We start from the raw sequence: 22,434 nt of genomic DNA, 5'->3' as shown, positions 1-22,434 counted from the left end.
CCCCCCCCCCGACGAGCACCTCCCCGCCCCCCTCGCCCGCGAGGGCCTCGCCCTGACCACGGCCCTGTTCCACACCCTCGGCCACCCACAGACCGACCACCCCCTTCCCACCCCCGGCACGGCAGCACCCTGAATCGCAAGGCGGCACCCTGACGGGCGCGGCGCTCACCGTCACGGCTCTCCCCGCGGAGCGCCCCGTGTTAGAAAAGAGGCATGGCCGGAATCCTCGGCCCCCTGCGCTCGCTGGTGAGCGTGCGTACCGTCGCCCGGCAGGTGTTCGTGCTGCAGGCGGCGATCGTCGTGCTCCTCATCGTCGCGGCCGTGGTGGCCCTGGTGCTGCAAATCCGCACCGACACCGAACGGGAGGCCCGCAACCGGTCCCTCGCCGTGGCCGAGGCCTTCGCGCACGCGCCGGGTGTCGTGGAGGCCCTGGCGGATCCGGATCCGAGCGCGGTGCTCCAGCCGCGGGCCGAGGCCGTGCGCGAGGCCACCGACGTGGACTTCATCGTGGTGATGACCAGGGACGGGGTCCGGTACACCCACCCCGACCCCGACCAGATCGGCAAGCACTTCGTCGGCACCACCGCGGCCGCCGCGGCGGGCGGGGTCGTACGGGAGACGTACACCGGGACCCTGGGGCCGTCCGTGCGGGCCGTGGTCCCCGTGACCGACGCCGACGGCCAGGTCGTCGGCCTGGTGGCCGCCGGGGTGACGCTGGCCAGCGTGAGCGGGTTCGTCGACAACCATCTGCCGGTGCTGCTGGGCTCGGCGGCGGTCGCGCTCGCCGTGGCCACCGCCGGGACCGCACTGGTCGGCCGGCGGCTGCTGCGTCAGACGCACGGCCTGGAACCCGCGGAGATGACGCGGATGTACGAGCATCACGACGCCGTCCTGCACGCCGTACGGGAGGGTGTGCTGATCCTGGACGGCCAGGGGCACCTGGCGCTGGCCAACGACGAGGCGCGGCGGCTGCTCGGGCTGACCGCGGACGCCGAGGGGCGGTTCTGCCTCGACCTGGACATCGGACGCGACCTCGCCCAGCTGTTCGCCTCCGGGCGGGACGCCACCGACGAGGTGCACCTGGCGCGGGGCCGGCTGCTGGCCGTCAGCCAGCGGTCCACCGACCGGGACGGCGGGCCGCCGGGCACCGTGGTGACGCTGCGGGACACCACCGAGCTGCGCACGCTGAGCGGCCGGGCGGACGTGGCGCAGGAGCGGCTGAAGCTGCTGTACGACGCCGGGCTGGAGATCGGCACCGTCCTCGATGTCACGCACACCTCCCAGGAACTGGCCGACTTCGCCGTGCCGCGGTTCGCCGACTTCGTCAGCGTCGATCTGGCGGATCCGGTGCTGCGGGGCGAGGAGCCGAGGGAAGGCCGCACCGACATGCGCCGGGTCGCCTTCCGGGGGGTACGGGAGGGCAGCCCGCTCTATCCGATCGGCAAGCTGATCCACTTCGTCCCGGGCTCCCCGCAGGCCTTCGGCTTCGGCACCGGCAGGTCCGTGCTGGAGGCGGACATGCCCGCGTTCACCGGCTGGCAGGAGCAGGATCCGGAGAACGCCCGCAAACTCGTGGAGTTCGGGATCCACTCGATGCTCACGGTGCCGCTGCGCGCCCGCGGCGTCATCATGGGGATGGCCACCTTCTGGCGTGCCGACCGGCCCGAGCCGTTCGAGCAGGAGGAGGTGTCCCTCGCCGAGGAGCTGGTGGCCCGCGCCGCGGTCAGCATCGACAACGCCCGCCGCTACACCCGCGAGCACACCCTGTCGGTGACACTCCAGCGCAGCCTGCTGCCGCGGGCCCTGCCCGAGCAGAGCGCCCTCGACGTCGCCTACCGCTATCTGCCGGCGCAGGCGGCGCAGGGCGGGGTCGGCGGGGACTGGTTCGACGTCATCCCGCTGCCGGGGGCGAGGGTGGCGCTGGTCGTCGGGGACGTCGTGGGACACGGCCTGCACGCGGCGGCGACGATGGGACGGCTGCGCACGGCGGTCCACAACTTCTCCACGCTGGACCTCCCGCCCGACGAACTCCTCGGCCATCTGGACGAGTTGGTCGCCCGCATCGACCAGGACGAGGGCGACGGCGCCGGCGAGGGCGCGCCGGTCACCGGGGCCACCTGCCTGTACGCCGTCTACGACCCGTCCTCCGGGCTGTGCACCCTCTCCCGCGCCGGCCACCTCGAACCGGCCGTCGTCCATCCCGGCGGCCAGGTCGAGTTCCCCGCCGTCCCCGGCGGGCCGCCGCTCGGTCTGGCCGCCGGTCTGCCCTTCGAGGCGACCGAGCTGCGGCTGCCCGAGGGCAGCGGCCTGGTGCTGTACACGGACGGGCTGATCGAGGGCCCGGGGCGGGACATCGACGAGGGGCTCGCGCTGCTGCGCCGGACGCTCGCCGCGAAGCCGCCGACGCGTGGCCGGCCGCCGGAGGAGACGTGCCAGGCGGTGCTGGAGGCCATGCTGCCCCAGCGGCCGCGCGACGACGTGGCCCTCGTCGTCGCCCGGACGCGGATCCTGCCCGCCGACCGCACGGCGGCCTGGGACGTCCCGGACGACCCCTCGGCCGTGGCCAGGGTCCGGGCGGTGGCCGCCCGGACCCTGGACGGCTGGGGGCTGGCGGAGGAGGCGTTCACGACCGAGCTGATCCTCAGCGAGCTGGTCACGAACGCCATCCGGCACGCCACCGGCCCCATCCGCGTCCGGCTGATCCGTGACCGCGCCCTGATCTGCGAGGTCTCGGACGCCAGCAGCACCGCCCCGCATCTGCGCAGCGCGGCCACGACGGACGAGGGCGGCCGGGGCCTGTTCCTGGTGGCCCAGTTCGCCGAGCGGTGGGGCACGCGCTACACGGCGCACGGCAAGGTGATCTGGACGGAACAGCCCCTGGCGGCCGCGGGCCGGGCGGCGCCTGTCTGACGCGCCGCGCGATGGCGGCTCAGGCCTGGTGCACCTCCAGTGCCGCCCGCACCCCTGACTCGATGGCGCCCTCGATCCAGGACGGCTTCACCGAGGTGTGGTCCCCGGCGAAGTGCAGCGGACCTTCGGGGGTGCGGATGTCGGCGAGGAGTTCGGTGTGCTGGCCGGGGAGCAGGACCGACGCCTCGCCGTACGCGTACGGGTCGCGCAGCCAGCTCTGTGTGCGGCCGGCGCCGGTGTAGAAGACCTCGACGCGTTGGCCGTAGACCTGTTGCAGGCCCCGCAGCGCGTGCGGGTAGCGGGCGTCCTCGTCGAGGGAGTCCCAGCGGGAGGCGTCGTCGGCCCAGCTGTAGGAGGCGAGGACGACGCCGCCCTTTCTGCCCTCGACCGGGTGGGACGGGTTGATCATGAAGCGGTTGGAGTTGTCGGAGACGGAGCCGCCGCCGATGATGTGCGCGGCCTCGGGCTGGTCGCGGGTGCCCCAGCGGTTGGCGGCGTAGTGGGCGCGCTGGGCGTCGCTGATGTGGCCGTGCGGGACGGAGGGGTGGGCGCCGAGGAGAGTGCCGTCGGCGGGCGCCCTGCCCTTGCGGTAGTCGTCGTGGAGCCCGGGCCGTACGGCGTCGAGCTCCCGTTTCCAGTCGGCCTCGGTGAACTCCCACCAGCGGCGGCTGAACTCCAGCAGCACCTTGGTCGCGCTGTCGTAGTGCAGCTCGGCCACCGCGCGTCGCTTCTTGTACGACATCAGGGGGCTGACCTGGACCTGCCTGAGCCCCGAGAAGGGCACGGTGACGATCGCGAGGTCACCGGTGAACTGCTCGCGCACGACCTTGCCGTCCCGCCCTTCGGAGACGGTGTCGATCCAGACGTGCGGGCCGTCGGCGCGGACGTGGGTGGTGTCGCCGGCGCCGGACCGGGCGGGGTCCCAGTACTCGATGTGCGTCGCGCGCCGGTCCAGGCGCAGCACGTCGGCGACCTGCTTGAGCAGCGCGTCCGGGAGGGTCGCCGTGCCGCCGACGAGCTCCCAGAACTCGGTGTCGGGGCTGATCAGCGACTGGCTGATGAAGCTGTGGATGAAGGACAGCGGCAGCCGCGAGGTGAGGTTCTCCAGTGTGCCGATCAGGTCGATGGTCCGTTCGTCGAAGCCGGCCTCCTCGGTCAGGAACCGGTACATCGACCAGTCGCCGTACTTCTGCACCACCCGTGCCCAGCCCCGCACCCGCTCGGGCAGCGGCTTGTCGACCCGTTTGCCGTCCGGGCCGACGGTGCTGAACTCGTCGCGTACGGGGTCCAGGGCGCGGCGCAGGATGGCGGAGGAGGGGGTGTCCCAGTGGGCGCGGGGGACGCCGAAGGAGCGGTTGATCCGGCGGGGTGCCCTGGCGTACTCGGAGCGGCGCACGCGGATGCCGTTGACGTGGAGCCAGGCGTTGTTGACGGGCTTGCCCTCGCCGTCGACGTCGACGAGGTGGAACCGGCGGCGTTCGACGCCGAGTTGGTCGATCAGGTTCATCACCAGCGGATGGCTGCCGGGGATGCGCATGGCGCCGGCCTCCGCGTACTGGGCCGGGTCGGCGAACGCCTGGGCCGCCTGCTCGTGGCCGCCGGTGCGGAAGGTCTTGATCCGGCCGCCGACGCGGTTGCCGTTGGCCTCGACGAGGGTGACGTGGTGCCCGGCCCGCTTCAGCAGCCAGGCGGCGACCAGGCCGGCCGGTCCGGCCCCGACGACGAGGACTTTCCTGGCGGTCCTGGTCTTCGCGCGCGGGAGCCCGGAGTCGAGGATCTTCCGGTACGCCGGCACGAGCGGCCGGTCGTGCTCGTCGACCACCAGCAGGGCGCGGGCCACCGCCAGGCAGGTGTCCCAGTCGGCGGTCGACCGTGGGCGCTCGGGGGCTTGTCGGGGAAGGGCCGGGGCGGCGGTGGCCGTGGGGGCTGAAGCGGCGAGTGCCGCGGTGGTGACGGCGGTGGTCGTGAACTGCCGCCGGGACAACGGGCGGGCGTCGGCAGGTGCGCGGTGATCGTCCATCGTCCCTGGATACGGGACGCGGGGGCGGCGGACGGCCGGTCGGTGCGTTCATCACCTGAACGGGTAAGCGCGCCGGCGTGGGCCGACGTCGCGTGCGCCTCCGCGCCCGGGTTTGGAGTGGGGGGCGCCGTCGAAAGGGGCTGGCCGGTCGGCACCGCAGGACATAGAGTGCGGCTTATCGAAAACCGTTTCCATTAATGATGCGGCCGCCACAGGCCTCGACGGGGAGGACCGCCCTCACATGACCGCAGCACACCACCCCACCGTCGGAGACGTCTTCAGCGCCGGCGCCGAACAGTTCCACCGCTGGTCGCCGCTGCTCTGGGACCCGATCGGCGAGGCCACGGCGGCAGTGGCCGCGCCCGCCCCGGGCGAGCGCGTGCTGGACGCCTGCTGCGGGGCCGGCGCATCGGCCCTGCCCGCCGCGCGCGCCGTCGGACCGGCGGGCACCGTCGACGGGGTCGACCTCGCCGGGGCGTTGCTGGACATCGCCAGGGACCGGGCCCGACGGGAACAGCTCGACAACGTCCGCTTCCACCGCCACGACGTCACCGCGTGGCCCGCCCCCGACGGCGGCTACGACCTGGTGCAGTGCGCGCTCGGCGTGTTCTTCTTCCCCGACATGGACCGCGACACCACGGCCCTGACCCGGCTGCTGCGCCCCGGCGGGCGGCTGGCGGTGACGGTGTGGGAGAAGGACGCCCTCGGCGACTGGCGCCGGGCGCTCAGGGCCGCGGTGGAGAGCGAACGCGACTGGCCGGACTCCCCGCAGTCCGCCCGACTCGCCCAGATCGACTCCGCCGACGGCCTCGCCGGCTGGCTGGCGGGGCTCGGCCTGGAGGACGCGCAGGTCGAGCAGCGGCGACTCGATGTGCCGCTGTCTCCCGAGACGGCCTGGGAGTTGGTGGTGGGCGGCCGTACGCGCACCCTGCTCGACGGACTGTCACCGGAGGCGGTCGAGCGGGTGCGCGTCGCGTTCACGAGCCGGCTCGACACCGCGTCGGTCACCGACCTGGACGTACGGATCCTGATCGGGACGGCGCACACCTGATGACCCCCGAGGGATTCACCATGGCGGTGTGCGGTGCGCCCGAGGGCTGCGGCGGCGCGAGCGAGGAGATCCTGGAGCCGCTGCGCACCGCCGTACGGGCGTCCGCGTTCGGCATGCTGGTCAGGACCGGCTGCCTCGCCCGCCATCTGCACTGCCCGCATCACGCGGGTAACCGGGTACGCCGGGCGGGACTTCGCGCGGTCGTCCAGCCCTGCACCCGCGACCGTACACCCGTCGGGCCCGCCCTCACCCTCGGCCCGCTCACCGAGGTCCGGGACGCCGAGGCGCTCGCGGCCTGGCTGACCGAGGGACTGCGCCTGGGGCGCCGTCCGCCGGCCCGTCTGACGGCCGTACGCCCGTCGGGGCGCGGCGCTCAGCCCAAGCCGTCCTGAGTGCCGGACTCGGCGGCCAGGAGGGGCGGCGCCTGCCGGCACGGCGCCGTCGCCTCGGCCTGGCGGCAGTCGGCGCAGACGCCGCTCAGCTCCAGAGTGTGCTCCAGTTCGGCGAAGCCGGTGAGCTCGGCGAGGCCCGCCGCCCACCGCTCCACGGCTTCCGCGTCGACGGGCCGACTGCGGCCGCAGCAGCGGCAGATGAGGTAGTGGCGGTGCTCGTCGGTCGGGCGGCGGAGGTAGAGCCGCTCGCCGCCCTCGTCGCGTACGACGTCGACGAGCCCGGCGCGGTCGAGCTCCCGCAGGGTGCGGTAGACCGTGGTGAGCCCGACCGTGCTGCCGGAGTCGGCCAGCAGCGCGTGCAGCTCCTGCGCGGAGATGAACTCGGGGCAGCGGCCCAGGACTTCGAGCACCGCCCGGCGCTGCCGCGTACTGCGCAGCCCCGTGGCGCGCGGCTGAACGCCCGCCGTCGACTCCGCTTCCGCCTCCGCCATCCCCTGCCCCTCGCTCGCTTGTCCCGGCGTCGACCACCCATGCTAAATGAACATGGTTTTCACGTCGACGAGCCATGCCCGAGGCCGTTCACATGAACCGCATATGACGAAACCGTTGACGGAGTCATGCCCCACTCCTATCTTCTGATCGCTATCACGAACCATGTTCGAAATTACGGACAGGACGGTGGCGTATGCCTCGGACTCCCCACACCAAACGCCGCAGATCACTGCTGCTCTGCGCGCTCGCCGCCCTCCTGGCACTGGTGGCGACCACCCAGCCGGCCTCCGCGGCGGACGGGCGCCCGTACACCAACCCGCTGAAGTCGTTCAAGGGCGCCGACCCCTGGCTCCAGTACCACGACGGCAACTACTACCTGATCACCACGACGTTCACCGGCATCCTCGGTATCCGCAAGGCACCGACCCTCGCGGGCCTCGCCACCGCGCCCAATGTGCAGGTGTGGTCGGACACCACGTCGACACGCAACACCAACTTCTGGGCGCCGGAGATGCATCTGTTCAACGGCCACTGGTACGTGTACTACTCGGCCGGACAGAGCGGCGTCGCCTGCTGCGACTCCCAGCGCACACACGTCCTGGAGAGCGCCGGCACCGACCCGATGGGGCCGTACACCTACAAGGGTTCGCTCACCGGCTCCAACCTCACGCCGGGCGGCTGGCTGATCGACGCGAGTGTGCTCCAGGCGAACAACAAGCTGTACCTGGTGGGCAGCGGGTTCATCAACGGCAGTACGCAGAGCCTCGTCATCGCGCCGATGAGCAATCCGTACACCCTCACCGGCAACACGTTCACGATCATCTCCAGCCCGACCCTGGACTGGGAGCGCTCCGGCAGCCCGGTCAACGAGGGCCCCGAGCCGCTCTACCGGGGCGGCCGCACCTTCCTGACGTACTCCGCGAGCTCCTGCCAGACCGCCGACTACAAGCTCGGCCAGCTGGAGCTGACCGGCGCAGACCCGCTGAACCCGGCGTCCTGGACCAAGAAGCAGACGCCCGTCTTCCAGCGCAGTGACGCGAACGGTGTCTACGGCCCCGGCCACAACGGCTTCTTCACCTCGCCCGACGGCACCGAGAACTGGATCGTCTACCACGCCAACTCCTCGGCGAGCGGTGGCTGCGGCAACGGACGGACCACCCGCGCCCAGGAGTTCACCTGGAACGCCGACGGCACCCCGAACTTCGGCACGCCGGTCGCGCTCGGCACCACACTCCCCGGCCCGTCCGGCGAGACGGCGGCGACCCCGACGGCGTACACCCTGGTCAACCGCAACAGCGGCAAGTGCCTCGACGTCAACGGCGGCAACACCGCCGACGGCACCAACATCTTCCAGTGGACCTGCAACGGCGGGACCAACCAGAAGTGGAAGGTCGAGGACCTCGGCGACGACACCAACCGGCTGGTGAACGTCGCCACCGGCAAGGTGATGGACACCGCCGAGTGCTCCGCCGCGGACGGCGCCGACATCCGGCAGTGGTCCTGGCTGAACAACAAGTGCCAGCACTACCGCCTCGTCCTCACCGCGAGCGGCGACTACGTCCGCATCGTCAACGAGTCCACCGGCAAGGTCGCCGACGTCGCCGACTGCGGCACCGCGAACGGCACCGACGTGCGGCAGTGGACGTGGCTGAACAACAACTGCCAGCAGTGGAAGCTCGTCCCCACGACCTGATCACTCCCCCTCTGCTCTGGAGAACTCCCTTGAGACGCATAGCCGTACGGCTGCTCATGGCCGTGCTGGTGGCCCTCGCCGCCGCCCTCGTCGGCCCCGCATCCCCCGCCCAGGCCGCCGTGCCCGCCTCCCCCGCCGTCACCTACACCAACCCGATCGCGGAGAAGCGGGCCGACCCGCACATCTTCAAACACACCGACGGCTACTACTACTTCACCGCCACCGTCCCCGAGTACGACCGCATCGTGCTGCGCCGGGCGACCACCATCCAGGGCCTGTCCACGGCCCAGGAGGTCACCATCTGGACCAAGCACACCAGCGGGGTGATGGGCGCGCACATCTGGGCGCCGGAGATCCACTTCATCGACGGCAAGTGGTACGTCTACTTCGCCGCCGGGGCCACCAACGACGTGTGGGCGATCCGGATGTACGTCCTGGAGGGCACCGGCGCCAACCCGCTGACCGCCACCTGGACCGAGAAGGGCCAGATCAGGACCCAGTGGGAGAGCTTCTCCCTGGACGCCACCACCTTCGTGGTGAACGGCGTGCGCTATCTGGCCTGGGCGCAGCGCGATCCGTCGGTGAACAACAACACGGACATATACCTCGCCAAGATGGCCAACCCCTGGACCATCACCGGCACCCCGGTGATGCTGTCGCGGCCCACCTACTCCTGGGAGACCGTCGGCTACAAGGTCAACGAGGGGCCGGCGGTGATCCAGCACGGCGGCAAGGTGTTCATGTCGTACTCGGCGAGCGCCACCGACAGCAACTACTGCCTGGGCCTGCTGTCCGCCTCCGCGAGCGCCGACCTGCTGAACGCGGCGAACTGGACCAAGAGTCCGACGCCGGTCTTCACCAGCAACGCCTCCACCGGCCAGTACGGTCCGGGCCACAACTCCTTCACCGTCTCCGAGGACGGCAAGTCGGACATCCTCGTCTACCACGACCGCAACTACAAGGACATCTCCGGCGACCCGCTCAACGACCCCAACCGCCGCACCCGCGTGCAGAAGCTGTACTGGAAGGCCGACGGCACGCCCGACTTCGGCATCCCGGTGGCCGACGGGGTCACCCCGCAGCGTTTCTCGTCGTACAACTTCGCGGACCGGTTCGTCCGGCACTGGGAGTACCGGGCCCGGATCGAGGCCAATGTGTCCCCGCTCGCGGACTCGCAGTTCCGTGTGGTGACCGGTCTCGCCGGCAGCGGCACGGTCTCGCTGGAGTCGGCCAACTTCCCCGGCTACTACCTGCGGCACGAGAACTTCGAGGTGTGGCTGGAGAAGAACGACGGCACGGCACAGTTCGCCTCCGACGCCAGCTTCCACAGGCGGGCCGGGCTGGCCGACTCGGCCGGGGTCTCGTACGAGTCGTACAACTACCCCGGGCGCTACATCCGGCACTACAACTACCTGCTGCAGGTGCAGGCACCGAGCACGGCGACGGACCGGGCGGACGCCACGTTCTACGCCCAGTGAGGCGCCTCACCAGGTGAGGCGCAGGCGGTACGGGGAGCGGCGGATCATCGTCGGTCGCATGGTGACCGGGTGGTCCGCCGCGCGCACGGGTGCCGTAGACGCCGTACCCCCGAACCCCGTGTACGACCGCGTCGATGACCAGCCCTGATTCCCTAAGATCGTTCCGTGGCCAACTTCCTGCTCCACCGCACGGTCCCGTTGCCCCTCGACGAGGCGTGGCGCCGCCTGACGGAGTGGCCCCGCCATGCCGACGCCGTCCCCCTCACCCGCGTCCGGATCACCACCCCCGAACCGACGCACCAGGGCACGCTCTTCGTGGCCCGCTCCGGAGTCGGCCCGCTCTCCTTCGACGACCCGATGGAGGTCACGGTGTGGCAGCCGCCGGGGGACGACACACCGGGCCGGTGCCGGCTGGAGAAGCGGGGCCGGGTGATCACGGGGTGGGCCGAGATCGAGGTACGGCCCGGCCCGGGCGGGCGGACGCGGGTGGTGTGGCGGGAGGAGCTGCGGGTGAGCTTCGTGCCGGGGATCGTCGACGGGTTGTTGGAGCGGACGGCGCGCTACGTGTTCGGGCGCGCGGTGAACCGGCTGCTGAGGCAGGCATGACGGCCGTCGAACGCGCCCGCTGGGAGCACCACTTCGCACGGGGACGGGGCTTCCGGGGCGTCGCGGAGCGGGAGCTGCGGCTGCTCAGGGAGGCGGTACGGCCGCGGGCCGGCACCCGGGCCCTGGACATCGGCTGCGGGCTCGGCACCTACCCGGCCGCGCTCGCCGGCCTCGGTTACGACACGCTCGCCGTCGACTGGGCGGACGCGGCGGTGGCGGCGACCCGCGACCGGTACGCCGGTCTGGAGCCTCGCCTGCGCGTGAGCCGCCTGGACTTCGAGGACGCCGACGAGGTCGCGGCGCGCCTGCCACGGGCGGGCTTCGACCTGGTCACCATGCGGCTGGTCCTCGCCTTCATGACGGACAAGCGGGCGGTCGCGGACCGGGTGCGGGGGCTGCTGGCGCCGGGTGGGGCATGGGTGGTGACGACACCGCTGGTGGAACGGCTGCCGCAGGAGCGACGGTTCATCGGGTTGACGGCCGAGGACGTGGCGGTGGTGACCGAGGGGTGGGCGCGCGGTGAGTGGTACGACCTGGAGGCGGGCGGGGTGCGGTGCTTCGTGCTGCGGGTCTGACTCCCGTGCCGCTGCCGCGGGCTCAGGCCACCGAGCCGATCCGCCCCGTCGGCGTGGAGGTGGACGTCGCGTCGTGATGGATCGGGATGTGCGCGCCCGTCAGTGAGACCCCGCTCCCGCCGCGCCGGTTGGCGACGATCTCCGAGGCGATCGACAGGGCCGTCTCCTCGGGCGTGCGAGCACCGAGGTCCAGGCCGATGGGCGACCTGAGCCGCGCCAGCTCCAGCTCGGTCACGCCGACTTCCCGCAGCCGCTCGTTGCGGTCCAGGTGTGTCCGGCGCGAGCCCATCGCGCCGACGTAGGCCACCGGCAGGCGCAGCGCGAGCCGGAGCAGGGGGACGTCGAACTTGGCGTCGTGGGTGAGGACGCACAGGACGGTCCTGCCGTCCACGTCGGTGCGCTCCAGGTACTTGTGCGGCCACTCGACGACGATCTCGTCGGCCTCCGGGAAGCGGGCCTTGGTCGCGAAGACCGGGCGGGCGTCGCACACGGTCACGTGGTAGTTCAGGAACTTGCCGATGCGTACCAGCGCCGACGCGAAGTCGATCGCGCCGAAGACGATCATCCGGGGCGGCGGCACCGAGGACTCGACCAGCACGGTGAGCGGGGCTCCGCAGCGCGAGCCCTGTTCGCCGATCTCCAGGGTGCCGGTGCGGCCCGCGTCCAGGAACGCGCCCGCCTCCGCCGCGACCGTGCGGTCCAGTTCGGGGTGGCCGCCGAAGCCGCCCTCGTGGGCCGGATCGCCGTCGGATCCGGCGCCGTCCGGGCGGATCAGCAGTGCCCGGCCCATCAGCTCCCGCGGGCCCGACACGATGCGGGCCACCGCCGCGGCCTGCCCGCCCGCGGCCGCCCGCAGCGCGGACGCGAGCACCGGGCGGGCCGGGTCCCCGGCGCGTACCGGAGTGACGAGGATGTCGATGATGCCCCCGCAGGTCAGACCGACCGCGAAGGCGTCATCGTCGCTGTAGCCGAAGCGTTCCAGGACCGTCTCGCCGTCCTGGAGCGCTTGCCGGCACAGCTCGTAGACCGCGCCCTCCACACATCCGCCGGACACCGAGCCGATCGCCGTGCCGTCGGCGTCCACCGCGAGCGCGGCGCCGGGCCGGCGGGGCGCGCTGCCGCCGACGGCCACCACGGTGGCCACGGCGAAGTCACGTCCCTGCTCGACCCACCGGTGCAGCTCCTCGGCGATGTCCAGCATCTCTCGGTCTCCTTAACAGCGTTGGTGTGGAGGGCGGTTCGGGAACCGACTAGTGCACGCCCATCCAGGTCTCAATGGGATTGAGGGCGAAAAAGACCAGGAAGATCCCTGTCAGGGCCCACATGAACGCCCCGATCTCCCTTGCCTTGCCCTGAGCGATCTTGATGGCGACGTACGAGATGACGCCCGCCGCGACACCGGCCGTGATCGAGTAGGTGAACGGCATGATCACGACGGTGAGGAACACCGGGATCGCGGTGGCCCGGTCGGCCCAGTCCACGTGGCGCGCGTTCATCATCATCATGGCGCCGATCACCACCAGGGCCGCCGCCGCGACCTCGCCCGGCACGATCGCGGTGAGCGGGGTGAAGAAGAGGCAGGCCGCGAAGAACAGACCGGTGACGACCGAGGAGAGGCCGGTACGGGCGCCCTCGCCCACGCCGGTCGCCGACTCGACGAACACCGTCTGGCCCGAGGCGCCGGACACGCCGCCGATGGCACCGCCCGCGCCGTCGATGAACAGCGCCTTGGACAGGCCCGGCATCCGGCCCTTGTCGTCCGCCAGCTTGGCCTCGGTGCCGACGCCGATGATCGTCGCCATCGCGTCGAAGAACCCGGCGAGCACCAGGGTGAACACGATCATGCCGACCGTCATCGCGCCGACCTCGCTCCAGCCGCCGAACTCGACGTCGCCGAAGATCGAGAAGTCGGGCATGGAGACGGCGCTGCCGTGCAGTTCGGGGGCGCCGCTGGCCCACTGCTTGGGGTCGATGACGCCGAGTGCGTTGAGGACGACGGCGAGTACGGTGCCGCCGACGATGCCGATCAGGATGGCGCCGGGGATGCCGCGGGCCTGGAGCATGAAGATGGCGAGCAGGGTGGCCGCGAAGAGCAGGACGGGCCAGCCGGCCAGTTCACCGGCCGGGCCGAGGGTGACCGGGGTGGCCTCGCCCTGGTGCACGAAGCCGGCCTTGTAGAAGCCGATCAGCGCGATGAACAGGCCGATGCCCATGGTGATGGCGTGCTTGAGCGCGAGCGGGATCGCGTTCATGATCATCTCGCGCAGGCCGGTGACGACCAGCAGCATGATGACCACGCCGTACATCACACACATGCCCATGGCCTGCGGCCAGGTCATCTGCGGGGCCACCTGCGAGGCGAGCACGCCGGAGACGGAGAGGCCGGCGGCGAGGGCCAGCGGCACCTTGCCGAAGAAGCCCATCAGCAGCGTGGTGAGGGCCGCGGCGAACGCGGTCGCGGTGATCAGGGCCTGCTGGCCCAGGGTGCTCCCCGCCACGTCCTTGCCGGACAGGATCAAGGGGTTGAGCAGGAGGATGTACGCCATCGCCATGAAGGTGGTGACGCCGCCGCGCACCTCACGCGCGACCGAGCTTCCTCTTTGGGATATGTGAAAGTACCGGTCGAGCCACGACCTGCCGGCCGGGACGCGGGTGCCTTCGCCCGCGTCTTCGGCTGCGGTCGTCGGCTCCAGTGACTGCTGGGTCATGTGGGCCTACTCCCAAGGTTCATAGGGACACCCGCATCAACCGCCCTGACGGCTGAGTCGACCGCCTGCGCGGCTGCGGGATTTGGGAAGGTGCTTCGGCCGCACGACCCGGGGGACGGCCCGAGACGAACGAACAGGATCTAGTGCTGGTACTTGCGGGTTCCCGAGTGCCGCGAGCGGCGTGGTACTCGAGTACTCCGGGCGGCGCGGCGAAGTGTGACGTTCCCGGCGCCGCCCGGAGAGACTTGCCGGCTCCCTACGCCGTGCCGGTGAGGTGCTCCGGCCGTACCGGCGTACGGTTCAGCTCCAGCCCGGTCGCGTTCCGGATCGCCGCGAGGACGGCCGGGGTGGACGACAGGGTCGGGGCCTCACCGATGCCGCGCAGCCCGTACGGGGCGTGGTCGTCGGCGAGTTCAAGCACGTCGACGGGGATGGTCGGCGTGTCGAGGATCGTGGGGATGAGGTAGTCCGTGAAGGAGGGGTTCTTCACCTTCGCGGTCTTGGGATCGACGACGATCTCCTCCATGACCGCCACGCCGAGACCCTGGGTCGTACCGCCCTGGATCTGGCCGATGACGGACAGCGGGTTGAGCGCCTTGCCGACGTCCTGGGCGCAGGCCAGCTCGATGACCTTCACCAGGCCGAGCTCGGTGTCGACCTCGACGACGGCGCGGTGCGCGGCGAAGGAGTACTGGACGTGGCCGTTGCCCTGGCCGGTGCGCAGGTCGAAGGCCTCGGTCGGGCGGTGCCGCCACTCGGCCTCGACCTCGACGGACTCGCCGTCGAGCACGTCCACCAGGTCGGCGAGGACCTCGCCGCCGTCGGTGACGACCTTGCCGCCCTCCAGCAGCAGTTCGGCCGTCGCCCAGGCGGGGTGGTAGGAGCCGAACTTGCGGCGCCCGATCTCCAGCACCTTCTCGCGGACCAGCTCGCAGGAGTTCTTGACGGCGCCACCGGTGACGTACGTCTGCCGGGACGCGGACGTCGAGCCCGCCGAGCCCACCTGGGTGTCCGCCGGGTGGATCGTCACCTGTGCGACGCCCAGCTCGGTGCGGGCGATCTGCGCGTGGACGGTGACACCGCCCTGGCCGACCTCCGCCATGGCCGTGTGCACGGTCGCGACGGGCTCCCCGTTGATGACCTCCATGCGCACCTTGGCGGTGGAGTAGTCGTCGAAGCCCTCGGAGAAGCCGACGTTCTTGATGCCGACCGCGTAGCCGACACCGCGTACGACGCCTTCACCGTGCGTGGTGTTGGACAGACCGCCGGGCAGCTGGCGTACGTCCGCGCCCTCGCTGCTCTCCCACTGACGCTCCGGCGGCATCGGCATCGCCTTGACACGGCGCAGGAGTTCGGCGACCGGGGCCGGGGAGTCGACGGGCTGGCCCGTCGGCATGATGGTCCCCTGCTCCATGGCGTTGAGCTGCCGGAACCTGACCGGGTCCATGCCGAGTTGCCTGGCCACCTTGTCCATCTGCGCCTCGTACGCGAAGCACGCCTGGACCGCGCCGAAGCCGCGCATGGCGCCGCAGGGCGGGTTGTTGGTGTAGAGGGCGATGGCCTCGATGTCGACGTCGTCGACCACGTACGGGCCGATGCTCAGCGAGGAGGCGTTGCCGACCACCGCGGGGGACGCGGACGCGTACGCGCCACCGTCGAGCACGATGCGGCACTTCACGTGCGTGAGCTTGCCGTCCTTCGTGGCGCCGTGCTCGTAGAAGAGCTTGGCCGGGTGGCGGTGCACATGCCCGAAGAAGGACTCGAAGCGGTTGTAGACGATCTTGACCGGCTTGCCCGTGCGCAGCGCGAGCAGACAGGCGTGGATCTGCATCGACAGGTCCTCACGGCCGCCGAAGGCACCGCCGACGCCGGACAGCGTCATACGGACCTTGCTCTCGGGCAGGCCGAGGACCGGGGCGATCTGCCTCAGGTCGCTGTGCAGCCACTGGGTGGCGATGTAGAGGTGGACGCCGCCGTCCTCGTCCGGCACGGCGAGGCCGGACTCGGGGCCGAGGAAGGCCTGGTCCTGCATGCCGAAGGTGTACTCGCCCTTGACGACGACGTCGGCCTTCTTGGCCGCCTCGTCGGCGTTGCCGCGGATGATCGGCTGGCGGTGGACGATGTTCGGGTGCGGGACATGGCCGATGTGGTGGTCGTCGCGGTTCTCGTGGATGAGGATCGCGTCCGGTGCGAGGGCGGAGGCCTCGTCGGTGATGACCGGCAGCTCGCGGTACTCGACCTTGATCTTCGCGGCGGCGCGGCGGGCCGTCTCCGGGTGGTCGGCGGCGACGATCGCGACCGGCTCACCGTGGTGGCGGACCTTGCCGTGGGCGAGGACCGGGGTGTCCTGGATCTCCAGGCCGTAGTTCTTCACGTCGGTCGGCAGGTCGTCGTACGTCATGACGGCGTACACGCCCGGCATCGCAAGGGCTTCGCTCGTGTCGATGGACACGATCTCGGCGTGGGCGACGGTCGACCGGAGGATCTGCCCCCAGAGCATGTCCTCGTGCCACATGTCGGACGAGTACGCGAACTCGCCGGTGACCTTGAGGGTGCCGTCCGGGCGGAGCGTGGACTCGCCGATGCCGCCCTTGGTCTTCGAACCCTGGGTGATCTTCGTGGGTGCGCCGTTGGCCGGCATGCTCAGACCCCCTCGGACTGGCGGGCGGCCGCGAGGCGGACCGCGTCCATGATCTTCTCGTAACCGGTGCAGCGGCACAGGTTGCCCGACAGAGCCTCGCGGATGTCCGCGTCGGTCGGGTTGGGGTTGCGCTCCAGCATCTCGTCGGCCGCGACCAGCAGACCCGGCGTGCAGAAGCCGCACTGGACGGCGCCGGCGTCGATGAACGCCTGCTGGATCGGGGAGAGCTCGGTGCCCTCACCGGTCTGGGAGTCCTGCCCCTTCGCTGCCCACTGCTGCGCGTCCTGGAGCGACGTACCGCAGGCGCCGGAGGCGCAACCACCGTGCTCGGCGCGCTGCTTGGCGTAATCCGCGAGCCCCTCGACGGTGACGACCTCGCGGCCCTCGACCTGCCCGGCGGCGACGAGACACGAGCACACGGGCACGCCGTCGAGTCTGACCGTGCAGGACCCGCACTCGCCCTGCTCACAGGCGTTCTTCGAGCCCGGCAGACCGAGGCGTTCCCTCAGCACATACAGAAGGGACTCGCCCTCCCAGACGTCGTCGGCTTCCTGCGGACGTCCGTTGACAGTGAAGTTGACGCGCATTACGCAGCTCCCTCGGTGGTGCGGCGGGCGCCGCGGTAGGACTCCCAGGTCCAGGTCAGCGTGCGGCGGGCCATGACGCCGACCGCGTGGCGGCGGTAGCTGGCCGTTCCCCGGACGTCGTCGATCGGGTTGCAGGCGGCGGAGCACAGGTCCGCGAACTGCTTGGCGACCGACGGGGTGATGATCTTTCCGTTGTCCCAGAAGCCGCCTTCCTCCAGAGCGGCGTTCAGGAACTCCTCGGCGGCCTTGGCCCGGACGGGCGTCGGGGCGGCCGAGCCGATCCCCGTACGGACGGTCCGCGTCTCGGGGTGCAGCGCGAGCCCGAAGGCGCACACGGCGATGACCATGGCGTTGCGCGTACCGACCTTGGAGAACTGCTGCGGTCCGTCGGCCTTCTTGACGTGCACGGCCCGGATCAGCTCGTCGGGCTGCAGCGCGTTGCGCTTCACGCCCTTGTAGAACTCGTCGATCGGGATGAGGCGGGTGCCGCGCTCGGCCGACTCGACCTCGACCTCGGCGCCGGACGCCAGCAGGGCGGGGTGTGCGTCGCCGGCCGGGGAGGCCGTGCCGAGGTTGCCGCCGACGCCGCCGCGGTTGCGGATCTGCGGGGAGGCGACCGTGTGCGAGGCGAGGGCGAGGCCCGGCAGCTCGGCGCGCAGGTTCTCCATGATCCGGGTGTACGGGACGGAGGCGCCGAGCCGCACGCTGTCCTCGCCGACCTCCCACTCGTAGAGGTCGCCGATGCGGTTCAGGTCGAGGAGGTACTCGGGCCGACGGTGGTCGAAGTTGATCTCGACCATCACATCGGTGCCACCCGCAATCGGCACAGCGGTGGGATGCGCGGCCTTCGCGGCGAGCGCCTCCTCCCAGCTGGCGGGGCGAAGGAAGTCCATGACCGGCTCTCTTCTTCGTCTCAATGGGTCGTACGGTTTGAGCCAGATCTGGTGCGGCGGGCCCGGCTCGTTCATGTGCTGTTCACGTGGATTGGAGCCAGTACACAGCGCCCTGCTCCACCGGGGTCAGTCACGGAAACCATGAAGGAGTTGGCTGGCCAGTGAGGTCATCTTGTAGATTCGTATGAACGGAGGTCACCAGTAACCTCCGCGTCTTTCTCCGGAAACACCAGGCACGGCCCTGTGACCTGGGACACCGTCCGAAAGACGGCGAGCAGCGCCCCCGGCACCGCTCCTCGGCCCGCCGACCGGGCCCTCCCCCACAAGACCCTCAAGATTCATCGTAGATTTCGAGACAAAGAACGGCGGCGACGAGAATGCGGCTGCGCGCACTGCTGGAAACCGATGCGCTGGGCCTCAGGCTGCTCGGCGGCGAGGACGAGCTGGACCGCACCGTGCGGGGTGTGATGACCACCGACCTCAGGGACCCCAGCCGCTATCTCTCGGGCGGTGAGCTGGTGCTCACGGGGCTCGCCTGGCGCCGCGACGCCGCGGACTCCGAGCCGTTCGTACGGATCCTGGTGCAGGCCGGGGTGGCCGCGCTGGCGGCCGGCGAGGCCGAGCTGGGGGACGTACCCGACGACCTCGTCCTGGCCTGCGCCCGCCACCGCCTCCCGCTCTTCGCGGTGCACGAGTCGGTGGCGTTCGCGACGATCACCGAGCATGTCGTACGGCAGGTGTCGGGCGAGCGGGCCGGGGACCTCGCGGCCGTGGTCGACCGGCACCGCCGGATGATGACCTCGGGCCCGGCGGGCGGCGGCCCGGACGTGGTCCTCGATCTCCTCGGCTCGGACCTGGACCTGCGGGCGTGGGTGCTGTCGCCGACCGGACGGCTCATCGCGGGCCCGAAGGTCGCCGGCCCGGCCCTGCCCGCCGACGTGTGCGGCAAGCTGGCGGCGGAGCACCTGGCGGCCACCCGCACGGGCCGCCGCGCCCCCCACCGCATGACCCTCGACACCACCCCGTACTCGCTCTTCCCGATCCGCAGCAGCGGCCGCTCCCCGCAGGCCGCGCGGGACGTGCGCGAGACGGTGCTGTCGGACTGGCTGCTGGCCGTGGACGCGGACGCGAGCGACTGGCCCGAGGAGCGGCTGGACCTGCTCCAGGGCGTCACCCAGCTGATTGCGGTGGAACGGGACCGCCGGGACGCGGCGCGCACGGTCCGCCGCCGTCTCGCGCAGGAGGTCCTCGAACTGGTCCAGACGGGCGCGGCGCCCGCCGAGATCGCCGCGCGCCTCAGGGTCGCGGCTCCGGTCCTCCTCCCCGGCCTGGGGGCCGCCCCGCACTGGCAGGTCGTCGTCGCCCGCGTCGAGTGGGAGGACGGCGGCATCGAGGCGGGCCCGATCGCCCAGTCCCTCCTGGAGGAGATCCTGGTCGACCCGCTGGCGACCGGCCCCGAGCCCTCCGACCGCATCGCCGTGGCCCACACGGGCGACGAGGCGATCGCCCTGGTCCCCCTCCCGGCGGTCTCCTCGGAGCACGACGGCTCGGAGGCCGGGATCCACGCCGACGCGCTCCTGGAGTCGGTGCGCCACCCGCTCGCCGCGGGCCTGGACGGCGACGGCCGGGTCACGCTCGGCGTGAGCGCGGCCGTGCACTCGGCGGAGGGTCTGCGCGGCGCCCTGGAGGAGGCCCGGCACGCCCGCCGGGTGGCGGCGGCCCGCCCCGGCAGGGTCTGCGCGGCCGGCCACCAGGAACTGGCCTCGCACGTCCTGCTCCTGCCCTTCGTCCCCGACGACGTCCGCCGAGCCTTCACGGCACGCCTGCTCGACCCCCTGCGGGACTACGACCGCCGCCACCGCGCCGAGCTCATCCCCACCCTGGAAGCCTTCCTGGACTGCGACGGCTCCTGGACCCGCTGCGCGACCCGCCTCCACCTGCACGTCAACACGCTGCGCTACCGAGTGGGCAGGATCGAGCAGTTGACGAGCCGGGACCTCTCCCGCCTGGAGGACAAGCTGGATTTCTTCTTGGCATTGCGGATGAGTTGACCCCGACCACACCCCCGGCCCGATGGCACCAAGTGCCGCCGCTGTCCCACGACTTTGTGAAATCCTTCACCCACCCTCTTGGCCGGGCCCGTCGATTCGTGCTGAGATGCCGCCACCACTCAACAGCTCGATGGCGTGCTCGGGGAGGGCGAGGTGGCGTATACCGCCATGTCTGGTAACGGAACGACCGCCGGCGACGATCCACTCCAGACCGCGGTATGGCGGCTGCGCTCACGCGCCTGCTGGTCGGACGCGGCGGCCCTGCTGCAGCCGGTCACCGCTCAGGCGGCGCTCCAGCGGGCCGCGCTGCTGGTGGAGCGCTGTCTCTACACCGAGCAGGGCTGGGAGGAGGCCGAGGACGCGCTGCGCACGGCCGAGGCACTCGCCCACAGCGACGACGAGCGGGGAGCGGCCGCTTGTGAACGCGGGCAACTTGCCTACGCGGCGACCCTGCACTCAGTGCGCGACCGGGCCGACGAGGCGCGGGCGGCGCTGGGCCGGGCCGCGGCGCTGATCCCGCCGGGGGCACCGGCCCGCGCCCTGCTGGACTTCCGCCGAGGCCTGCTGGCGGAGAACCTGGCGCGCTCGCCCCAGGCGGCACGTGCGGCATACCGCCGCGCCCACGCGGGCGCGACCGCTGCCGCGGATCCTCTGCTGCTCTCGTTCACCTGGCGCCACCTGGCCGGACTGGCCCTGCGGGACGGCGAGTTGGCGGAGGCCCGCCATGGCTTCGCCGAATCCCTGCGGATCCGTGAGGAGTTGGGTTACCTGGTGGGTACGGCTCCCGCGCTGGCGTCCCTGGCCGATACGGAGACCGAGCCGGAGGCGTCACGTCTGCGCGAGGAGGCCCGGCGGCTGTTCCGGCTGCTGGGCGGCGTACCGACGTGGCTGGCGCGCCAGCTGGCCGCGGCGCCTCCGGCGGCGGGAGCGGCCACGGCGTGACGCCGGGGGCCGCCCCGAGCTTCCTCGCCCCCGCCGCCCCTACCCGTCCCATCCCAGGGGCTCCGCCCCTTCGACCCCGCCAGGGGGCTGCCGCCCCCTGGACCCCCGCTTCGGCCCTGAAGGGGCCTCGTCCTCAAACGCCGGACAGGCTGAAATACACGACCGGCGCTGGGAAGTGCCTGCCGCTCCGGAGGAGGCGGCGTACCCCCACGGACCCGCAGTCGCCCACGGCGGGAAGGGGACGTGTCGGGGGGTGTCCGCCCGCAGTGGCCGGCGTCAACACGCGGCACCTCCTGGCCCACCCCAGCCGCCGGTCCGAGGACGGACACCCCCCGGCGCGGCCCCGACCCACAACCACACCGCAGGCGCTACGCGAACCCCCACCCCACCCCCACAGGCCGCCGCAGGCATCGGCCACCCGCAGCCGCACGCTCAGCGCGCCGCGAAGTGCTCCCCCACCAGCGACCGCACCACATCCAGCTCCCCGGCGATCAGCGCGTCCAGCAGTGCCATGTGTTCCGCGGCGTGGGCGATGAGGTCGGCGTGGTTTCGGCCGGGCTGGCGGGTGGGGCTCACCAAGGGCCACTGGGCGCGGCGGTGGAGGTCGTCGGCGATCTGCACGAGTTGCTCGTTGCCGCAGAGGGACAGCACGGCACGGTGAAAGGCGCGGTCCGATTCCGCGTACGTCGCCCGGCAGCCGGTCGACGCCGCGCGGACCGTCCCCTCGGCCAACGGACGCAGTTCCGCCCAGCGTTCGGCGGGGACCGTACGAGCGAGGCGGAGCATCACCGGAACCTCGACCAGCGCACGCACCTCGGCCAGCTCCGCCAGCTCCCGGGCACCGCGTTCGACCACCCGGAACCCTCGGTTGGGGACGACCTCCACGGCGCCCTCCAGCGCGAGCTGCTGCATGGCCTCGCGGACCGGCGTCGCGGAGACGCCGAAGCGTTCGCCGAGCGCGGGGGCGGAGTAGACCACGCCGGGCGTCAGCTCACCGGTGACGAGCGCGGTGCGCAGCGCGTCGAGGATCTGACCGCGCACCGAGGCCCGCTGGACGACCGGCCGCGGCCGCAGGATGGGCTGCTCATTGTGGGTGTGCTCACCACGGGCCGTCGGAGCCGAGGCCCCCGGGGCCGGATCCACGATCGCGCCCCGGGCCAGGTCCACCTCCACGGCCCGCCCCTGCGGCGGCACCCGCGGCACCCGCGGCGCACCGACAGCGCCCTCCGCGACCTGCGGAATCCCCGTCCTCGCGGAGCCCTGCGCGCCCTGCTTCACGGGTCCTCCTCCGGACGTGTCGGTACTTGGGGCCATTACGGCGGGTTGTTACTCACCCGTCAAGCACCTTAGGCGCAGAACTCGACAGTTCAAATTGCAGCGATCTTGGGTAAGGTA

At 71.8% G+C, this 22,434-nt stretch carries 17 protein-coding genes; 9 read left to right on the top strand and 8 right to left on the bottom strand.

The window, feature by feature from the left end:
• The first annotated feature begins 213 nt into the window (after positions 1-213).
• Positions 214-2,910, top strand: coding sequence for a SpoIIE family protein phosphatase/ATP-binding protein (locus AQI70_RS16270; protein WP_062149768.1), 2,697 nt, complete (start codon positions 214-216; stop codon positions 2,908-2,910).
• Between the two features lie 19 nt (positions 2,911-2,929).
• On the opposite strand, the gene AQI70_RS16265 is transcribed toward AQI70_RS16270, so the two are convergent.
• The gene (locus AQI70_RS16265; RefSeq protein WP_062149764.1) at positions 2,930-4,930 is read right to left on the bottom strand and encodes a flavin monoamine oxidase family protein; all 2,001 of its coding nucleotides are present in this window, start codon (positions 4,928-4,930) and stop codon (positions 2,930-2,932) included.
• Positions 4,931-5,171: 241 nt separating this feature from the next.
• Between AQI70_RS16265 and AQI70_RS16260 the strand changes: the two genes are divergently transcribed.
• Together AQI70_RS16260 and AQI70_RS16255 are read left to right on the top strand one after the other, a co-directional pair.
• Positions 5,172-5,981, top strand: a complete 810-nt coding sequence (locus AQI70_RS16260; RefSeq protein ID WP_062149762.1) for a class I SAM-dependent methyltransferase — start codon at positions 5,172-5,174, stop codon at positions 5,979-5,981.
• Positions 5,981-6,373 carry a hypothetical protein gene (locus AQI70_RS16255; protein WP_062149759.1) on the top strand — a complete coding sequence of 131 codons (393 nt, stop codon included), beginning with the start codon at positions 5,981-5,983 and terminating at the stop codon, positions 6,371-6,373. Before AQI70_RS16260 ends, AQI70_RS16255 begins: the two co-directional genes overlap by 1 nt.
• On the opposite strand, the gene AQI70_RS16250 is transcribed toward AQI70_RS16255, so the two are convergent.
• Positions 6,355-6,864 carry a Fur family transcriptional regulator gene (locus AQI70_RS16250; RefSeq protein ID WP_062149756.1) on the bottom strand — a complete coding sequence of 170 codons (510 nt, stop codon included), beginning with the start codon at positions 6,862-6,864 and terminating at the stop codon, positions 6,355-6,357. The genes AQI70_RS16255 and AQI70_RS16250 overlap by 19 nt on opposite strands.
• A gap of 194 nt (positions 6,865-7,058) precedes the next feature.
• Between AQI70_RS16250 and AQI70_RS16245 the strand changes: the two genes are divergently transcribed.
• The 4 genes from AQI70_RS16245 (at position 7,059) to AQI70_RS16230 (ending at position 11,217) form a co-directional block, all read left to right on the top strand.
• Positions 7,059-8,558, top strand: coding sequence for a family 43 glycosylhydrolase (locus AQI70_RS16245; protein ID WP_062149753.1), 1,500 nt, complete (start codon positions 7,059-7,061; stop codon positions 8,556-8,558).
• A 56-nt stretch (positions 8,559-8,614) separates the two neighbouring features.
• Complete coding sequence (locus tag AQI70_RS16240) at positions 8,615-10,036, top strand: family 43 glycosylhydrolase (protein WP_062149750.1); 1,422 nt, start codon at positions 8,615-8,617, stop codon at positions 10,034-10,036.
• 165 nt (positions 10,037-10,201) lie between these two features.
• Positions 10,202-10,642 carry an SRPBCC family protein gene (locus AQI70_RS16235; RefSeq protein WP_062149747.1) on the top strand — a complete coding sequence of 147 codons (441 nt, stop codon included), beginning with the start codon at positions 10,202-10,204 and terminating at the stop codon, positions 10,640-10,642.
• Entirely contained in the window at positions 10,639-11,217 is a 579-nt protein-coding gene (locus tag AQI70_RS16230; RefSeq protein WP_062149744.1) for a class I SAM-dependent methyltransferase, read from the top strand. The genes AQI70_RS16235 and AQI70_RS16230 overlap by 4 nt, the downstream gene beginning before the upstream one ends.
• 22 nt (positions 11,218-11,239) lie before the next feature.
• Here AQI70_RS16230 and AQI70_RS16225 read toward each other — a convergent pair whose 3' ends face one another.
• From AQI70_RS16225 to AQI70_RS16205, 5 genes are all read right to left on the bottom strand, one after another.
• The gene (locus AQI70_RS16225; RefSeq protein ID WP_062149741.1) at positions 11,240-12,418 is read right to left on the bottom strand and encodes an XdhC family protein; all 1,179 of its coding nucleotides are present in this window, start codon (positions 12,416-12,418) and stop codon (positions 11,240-11,242) included.
• Between the two features lie 49 nt (positions 12,419-12,467).
• Positions 12,468-13,925 carry an NCS2 family permease gene (locus tag AQI70_RS16220; protein ID WP_062149739.1) on the bottom strand — a complete coding sequence of 486 codons (1,458 nt, stop codon included), beginning with the start codon at positions 13,923-13,925 and terminating at the stop codon, positions 12,468-12,470.
• A gap of 256 nt (positions 13,926-14,181) precedes the next feature.
• Positions 14,182-16,566 (bottom strand): xanthine dehydrogenase family protein molybdopterin-binding subunit, encoded by a 2,385-nt coding sequence (locus AQI70_RS16215; protein ID WP_062149736.1) that lies wholly within the window; start codon positions 16,564-16,566, stop codon positions 14,182-14,184.
• 2 nt (positions 16,567-16,568) lie between these two features.
• Positions 16,569-17,153 (bottom strand): (2Fe-2S)-binding protein, encoded by a 585-nt coding sequence (locus AQI70_RS16210; RefSeq protein WP_062149733.1) that lies wholly within the window; start codon positions 17,151-17,153, stop codon positions 16,569-16,571.
• Positions 17,153-18,046: an FAD binding domain-containing protein gene (locus AQI70_RS16205; RefSeq protein ID WP_062149731.1), complete on the bottom strand. Its 894-nt coding sequence runs from the start codon at positions 18,044-18,046 to the stop codon at positions 17,153-17,155. Before AQI70_RS16205 ends, AQI70_RS16210 begins: the two co-directional genes overlap by 1 nt.
• A 377-nt stretch (positions 18,047-18,423) precedes the next feature.
• Here AQI70_RS16205 and AQI70_RS16200 point away from each other — a divergent pair, with 377 nt between their 5' ends.
• Positions 18,424-20,097: a PucR family transcriptional regulator gene (locus tag AQI70_RS16200; protein ID WP_062149728.1), complete on the top strand. Its 1,674-nt coding sequence runs from the start codon at positions 18,424-18,426 to the stop codon at positions 20,095-20,097.
• A gap of 153 nt (positions 20,098-20,250) precedes the next feature.
• Positions 20,251-21,039 carry a hypothetical protein gene (locus tag AQI70_RS16195; RefSeq protein WP_037886031.1) on the top strand — a complete coding sequence of 263 codons (789 nt, stop codon included), beginning with the start codon at positions 20,251-20,253 and terminating at the stop codon, positions 21,037-21,039.
• Positions 21,040-21,471: 432 nt separating this feature from the next.
• On the opposite strand, the gene AQI70_RS16190 is transcribed toward AQI70_RS16195, so the two are convergent.
• On the bottom strand, positions 21,472-22,317 hold the full coding sequence (locus AQI70_RS16190; protein ID WP_062149725.1) for a GntR family transcriptional regulator: 846 nt from the start codon (positions 22,315-22,317) through the stop codon (positions 21,472-21,474).
• Positions 22,318-22,434: the final 117 nt, after the last annotated feature.

Source organism: Streptomyces curacoi, from assembly GCF_001513975.1.
GTDB classification, from domain to species: Bacteria; Actinomycetota; Actinomycetes; order Streptomycetales; family Streptomycetaceae; genus Streptomyces; species Streptomyces curacoi.
Note: the sequence above shows the minus strand (reverse complement) of the source record. Positions and strands in the feature narration are given on the sequence as shown.

Excerpts from the sequence above, each read along its gene's own strand:
- AQI70_RS16270 (WP_062149768.1), top strand. The coding sequence starts at position 214 with ATGGCCGGAATCCTCGGCCCCCTGCGCTCGCTGGTGAGCGTGCGTACC.
- AQI70_RS16265 (WP_062149764.1), bottom strand. The coding sequence starts at position 4,930 with ATGGACGATCACCGCGCACCTGCCGACGCCCGCCCGTTGTCCCGGCGG.
- AQI70_RS16260 (WP_062149762.1), top strand. The coding sequence starts at position 5,172 with ATGACCGCAGCACACCACCCCACCGTCGGAGACGTCTTCAGCGCCGGC.
- AQI70_RS16255 (WP_062149759.1), top strand. The coding sequence starts at position 5,981 with ATGACCCCCGAGGGATTCACCATGGCGGTGTGCGGTGCGCCCGAGGGC.
- AQI70_RS16250 (WP_062149756.1), bottom strand. The coding sequence starts at position 6,864 with ATGGCGGAGGCGGAAGCGGAGTCGACGGCGGGCGTTCAGCCGCGCGCC.
- AQI70_RS16245 (WP_062149753.1), top strand. The coding sequence starts at position 7,059 with ATGCCTCGGACTCCCCACACCAAACGCCGCAGATCACTGCTGCTCTGC.
- AQI70_RS16240 (WP_062149750.1), top strand. The coding sequence starts at position 8,615 with ATGGCCGTGCTGGTGGCCCTCGCCGCCGCCCTCGTCGGCCCCGCATCC.
- AQI70_RS16230 (WP_062149744.1), top strand. The coding sequence starts at position 10,639 with ATGACGGCCGTCGAACGCGCCCGCTGGGAGCACCACTTCGCACGGGGA.
- AQI70_RS16225 (WP_062149741.1), bottom strand. The coding sequence starts at position 12,418 with ATGCTGGACATCGCCGAGGAGCTGCACCGGTGGGTCGAGCAGGGACGT.
- AQI70_RS16220 (WP_062149739.1), bottom strand. The coding sequence starts at position 13,925 with ATGACCCAGCAGTCACTGGAGCCGACGACCGCAGCCGAAGACGCGGGC.
- AQI70_RS16215 (WP_062149736.1), bottom strand. The coding sequence starts at position 16,566 with ATGCCGGCCAACGGCGCACCCACGAAGATCACCCAGGGTTCGAAGACC.
- AQI70_RS16210 (WP_062149733.1), bottom strand. The coding sequence starts at position 17,153 with ATGCGCGTCAACTTCACTGTCAACGGACGTCCGCAGGAAGCCGACGAC.
- AQI70_RS16205 (WP_062149731.1), bottom strand. The coding sequence starts at position 18,046 with ATGGACTTCCTTCGCCCCGCCAGCTGGGAGGAGGCGCTCGCCGCGAAG.
- AQI70_RS16200 (WP_062149728.1), top strand. The coding sequence starts at position 18,424 with ATGCGGCTGCGCGCACTGCTGGAAACCGATGCGCTGGGCCTCAGGCTG.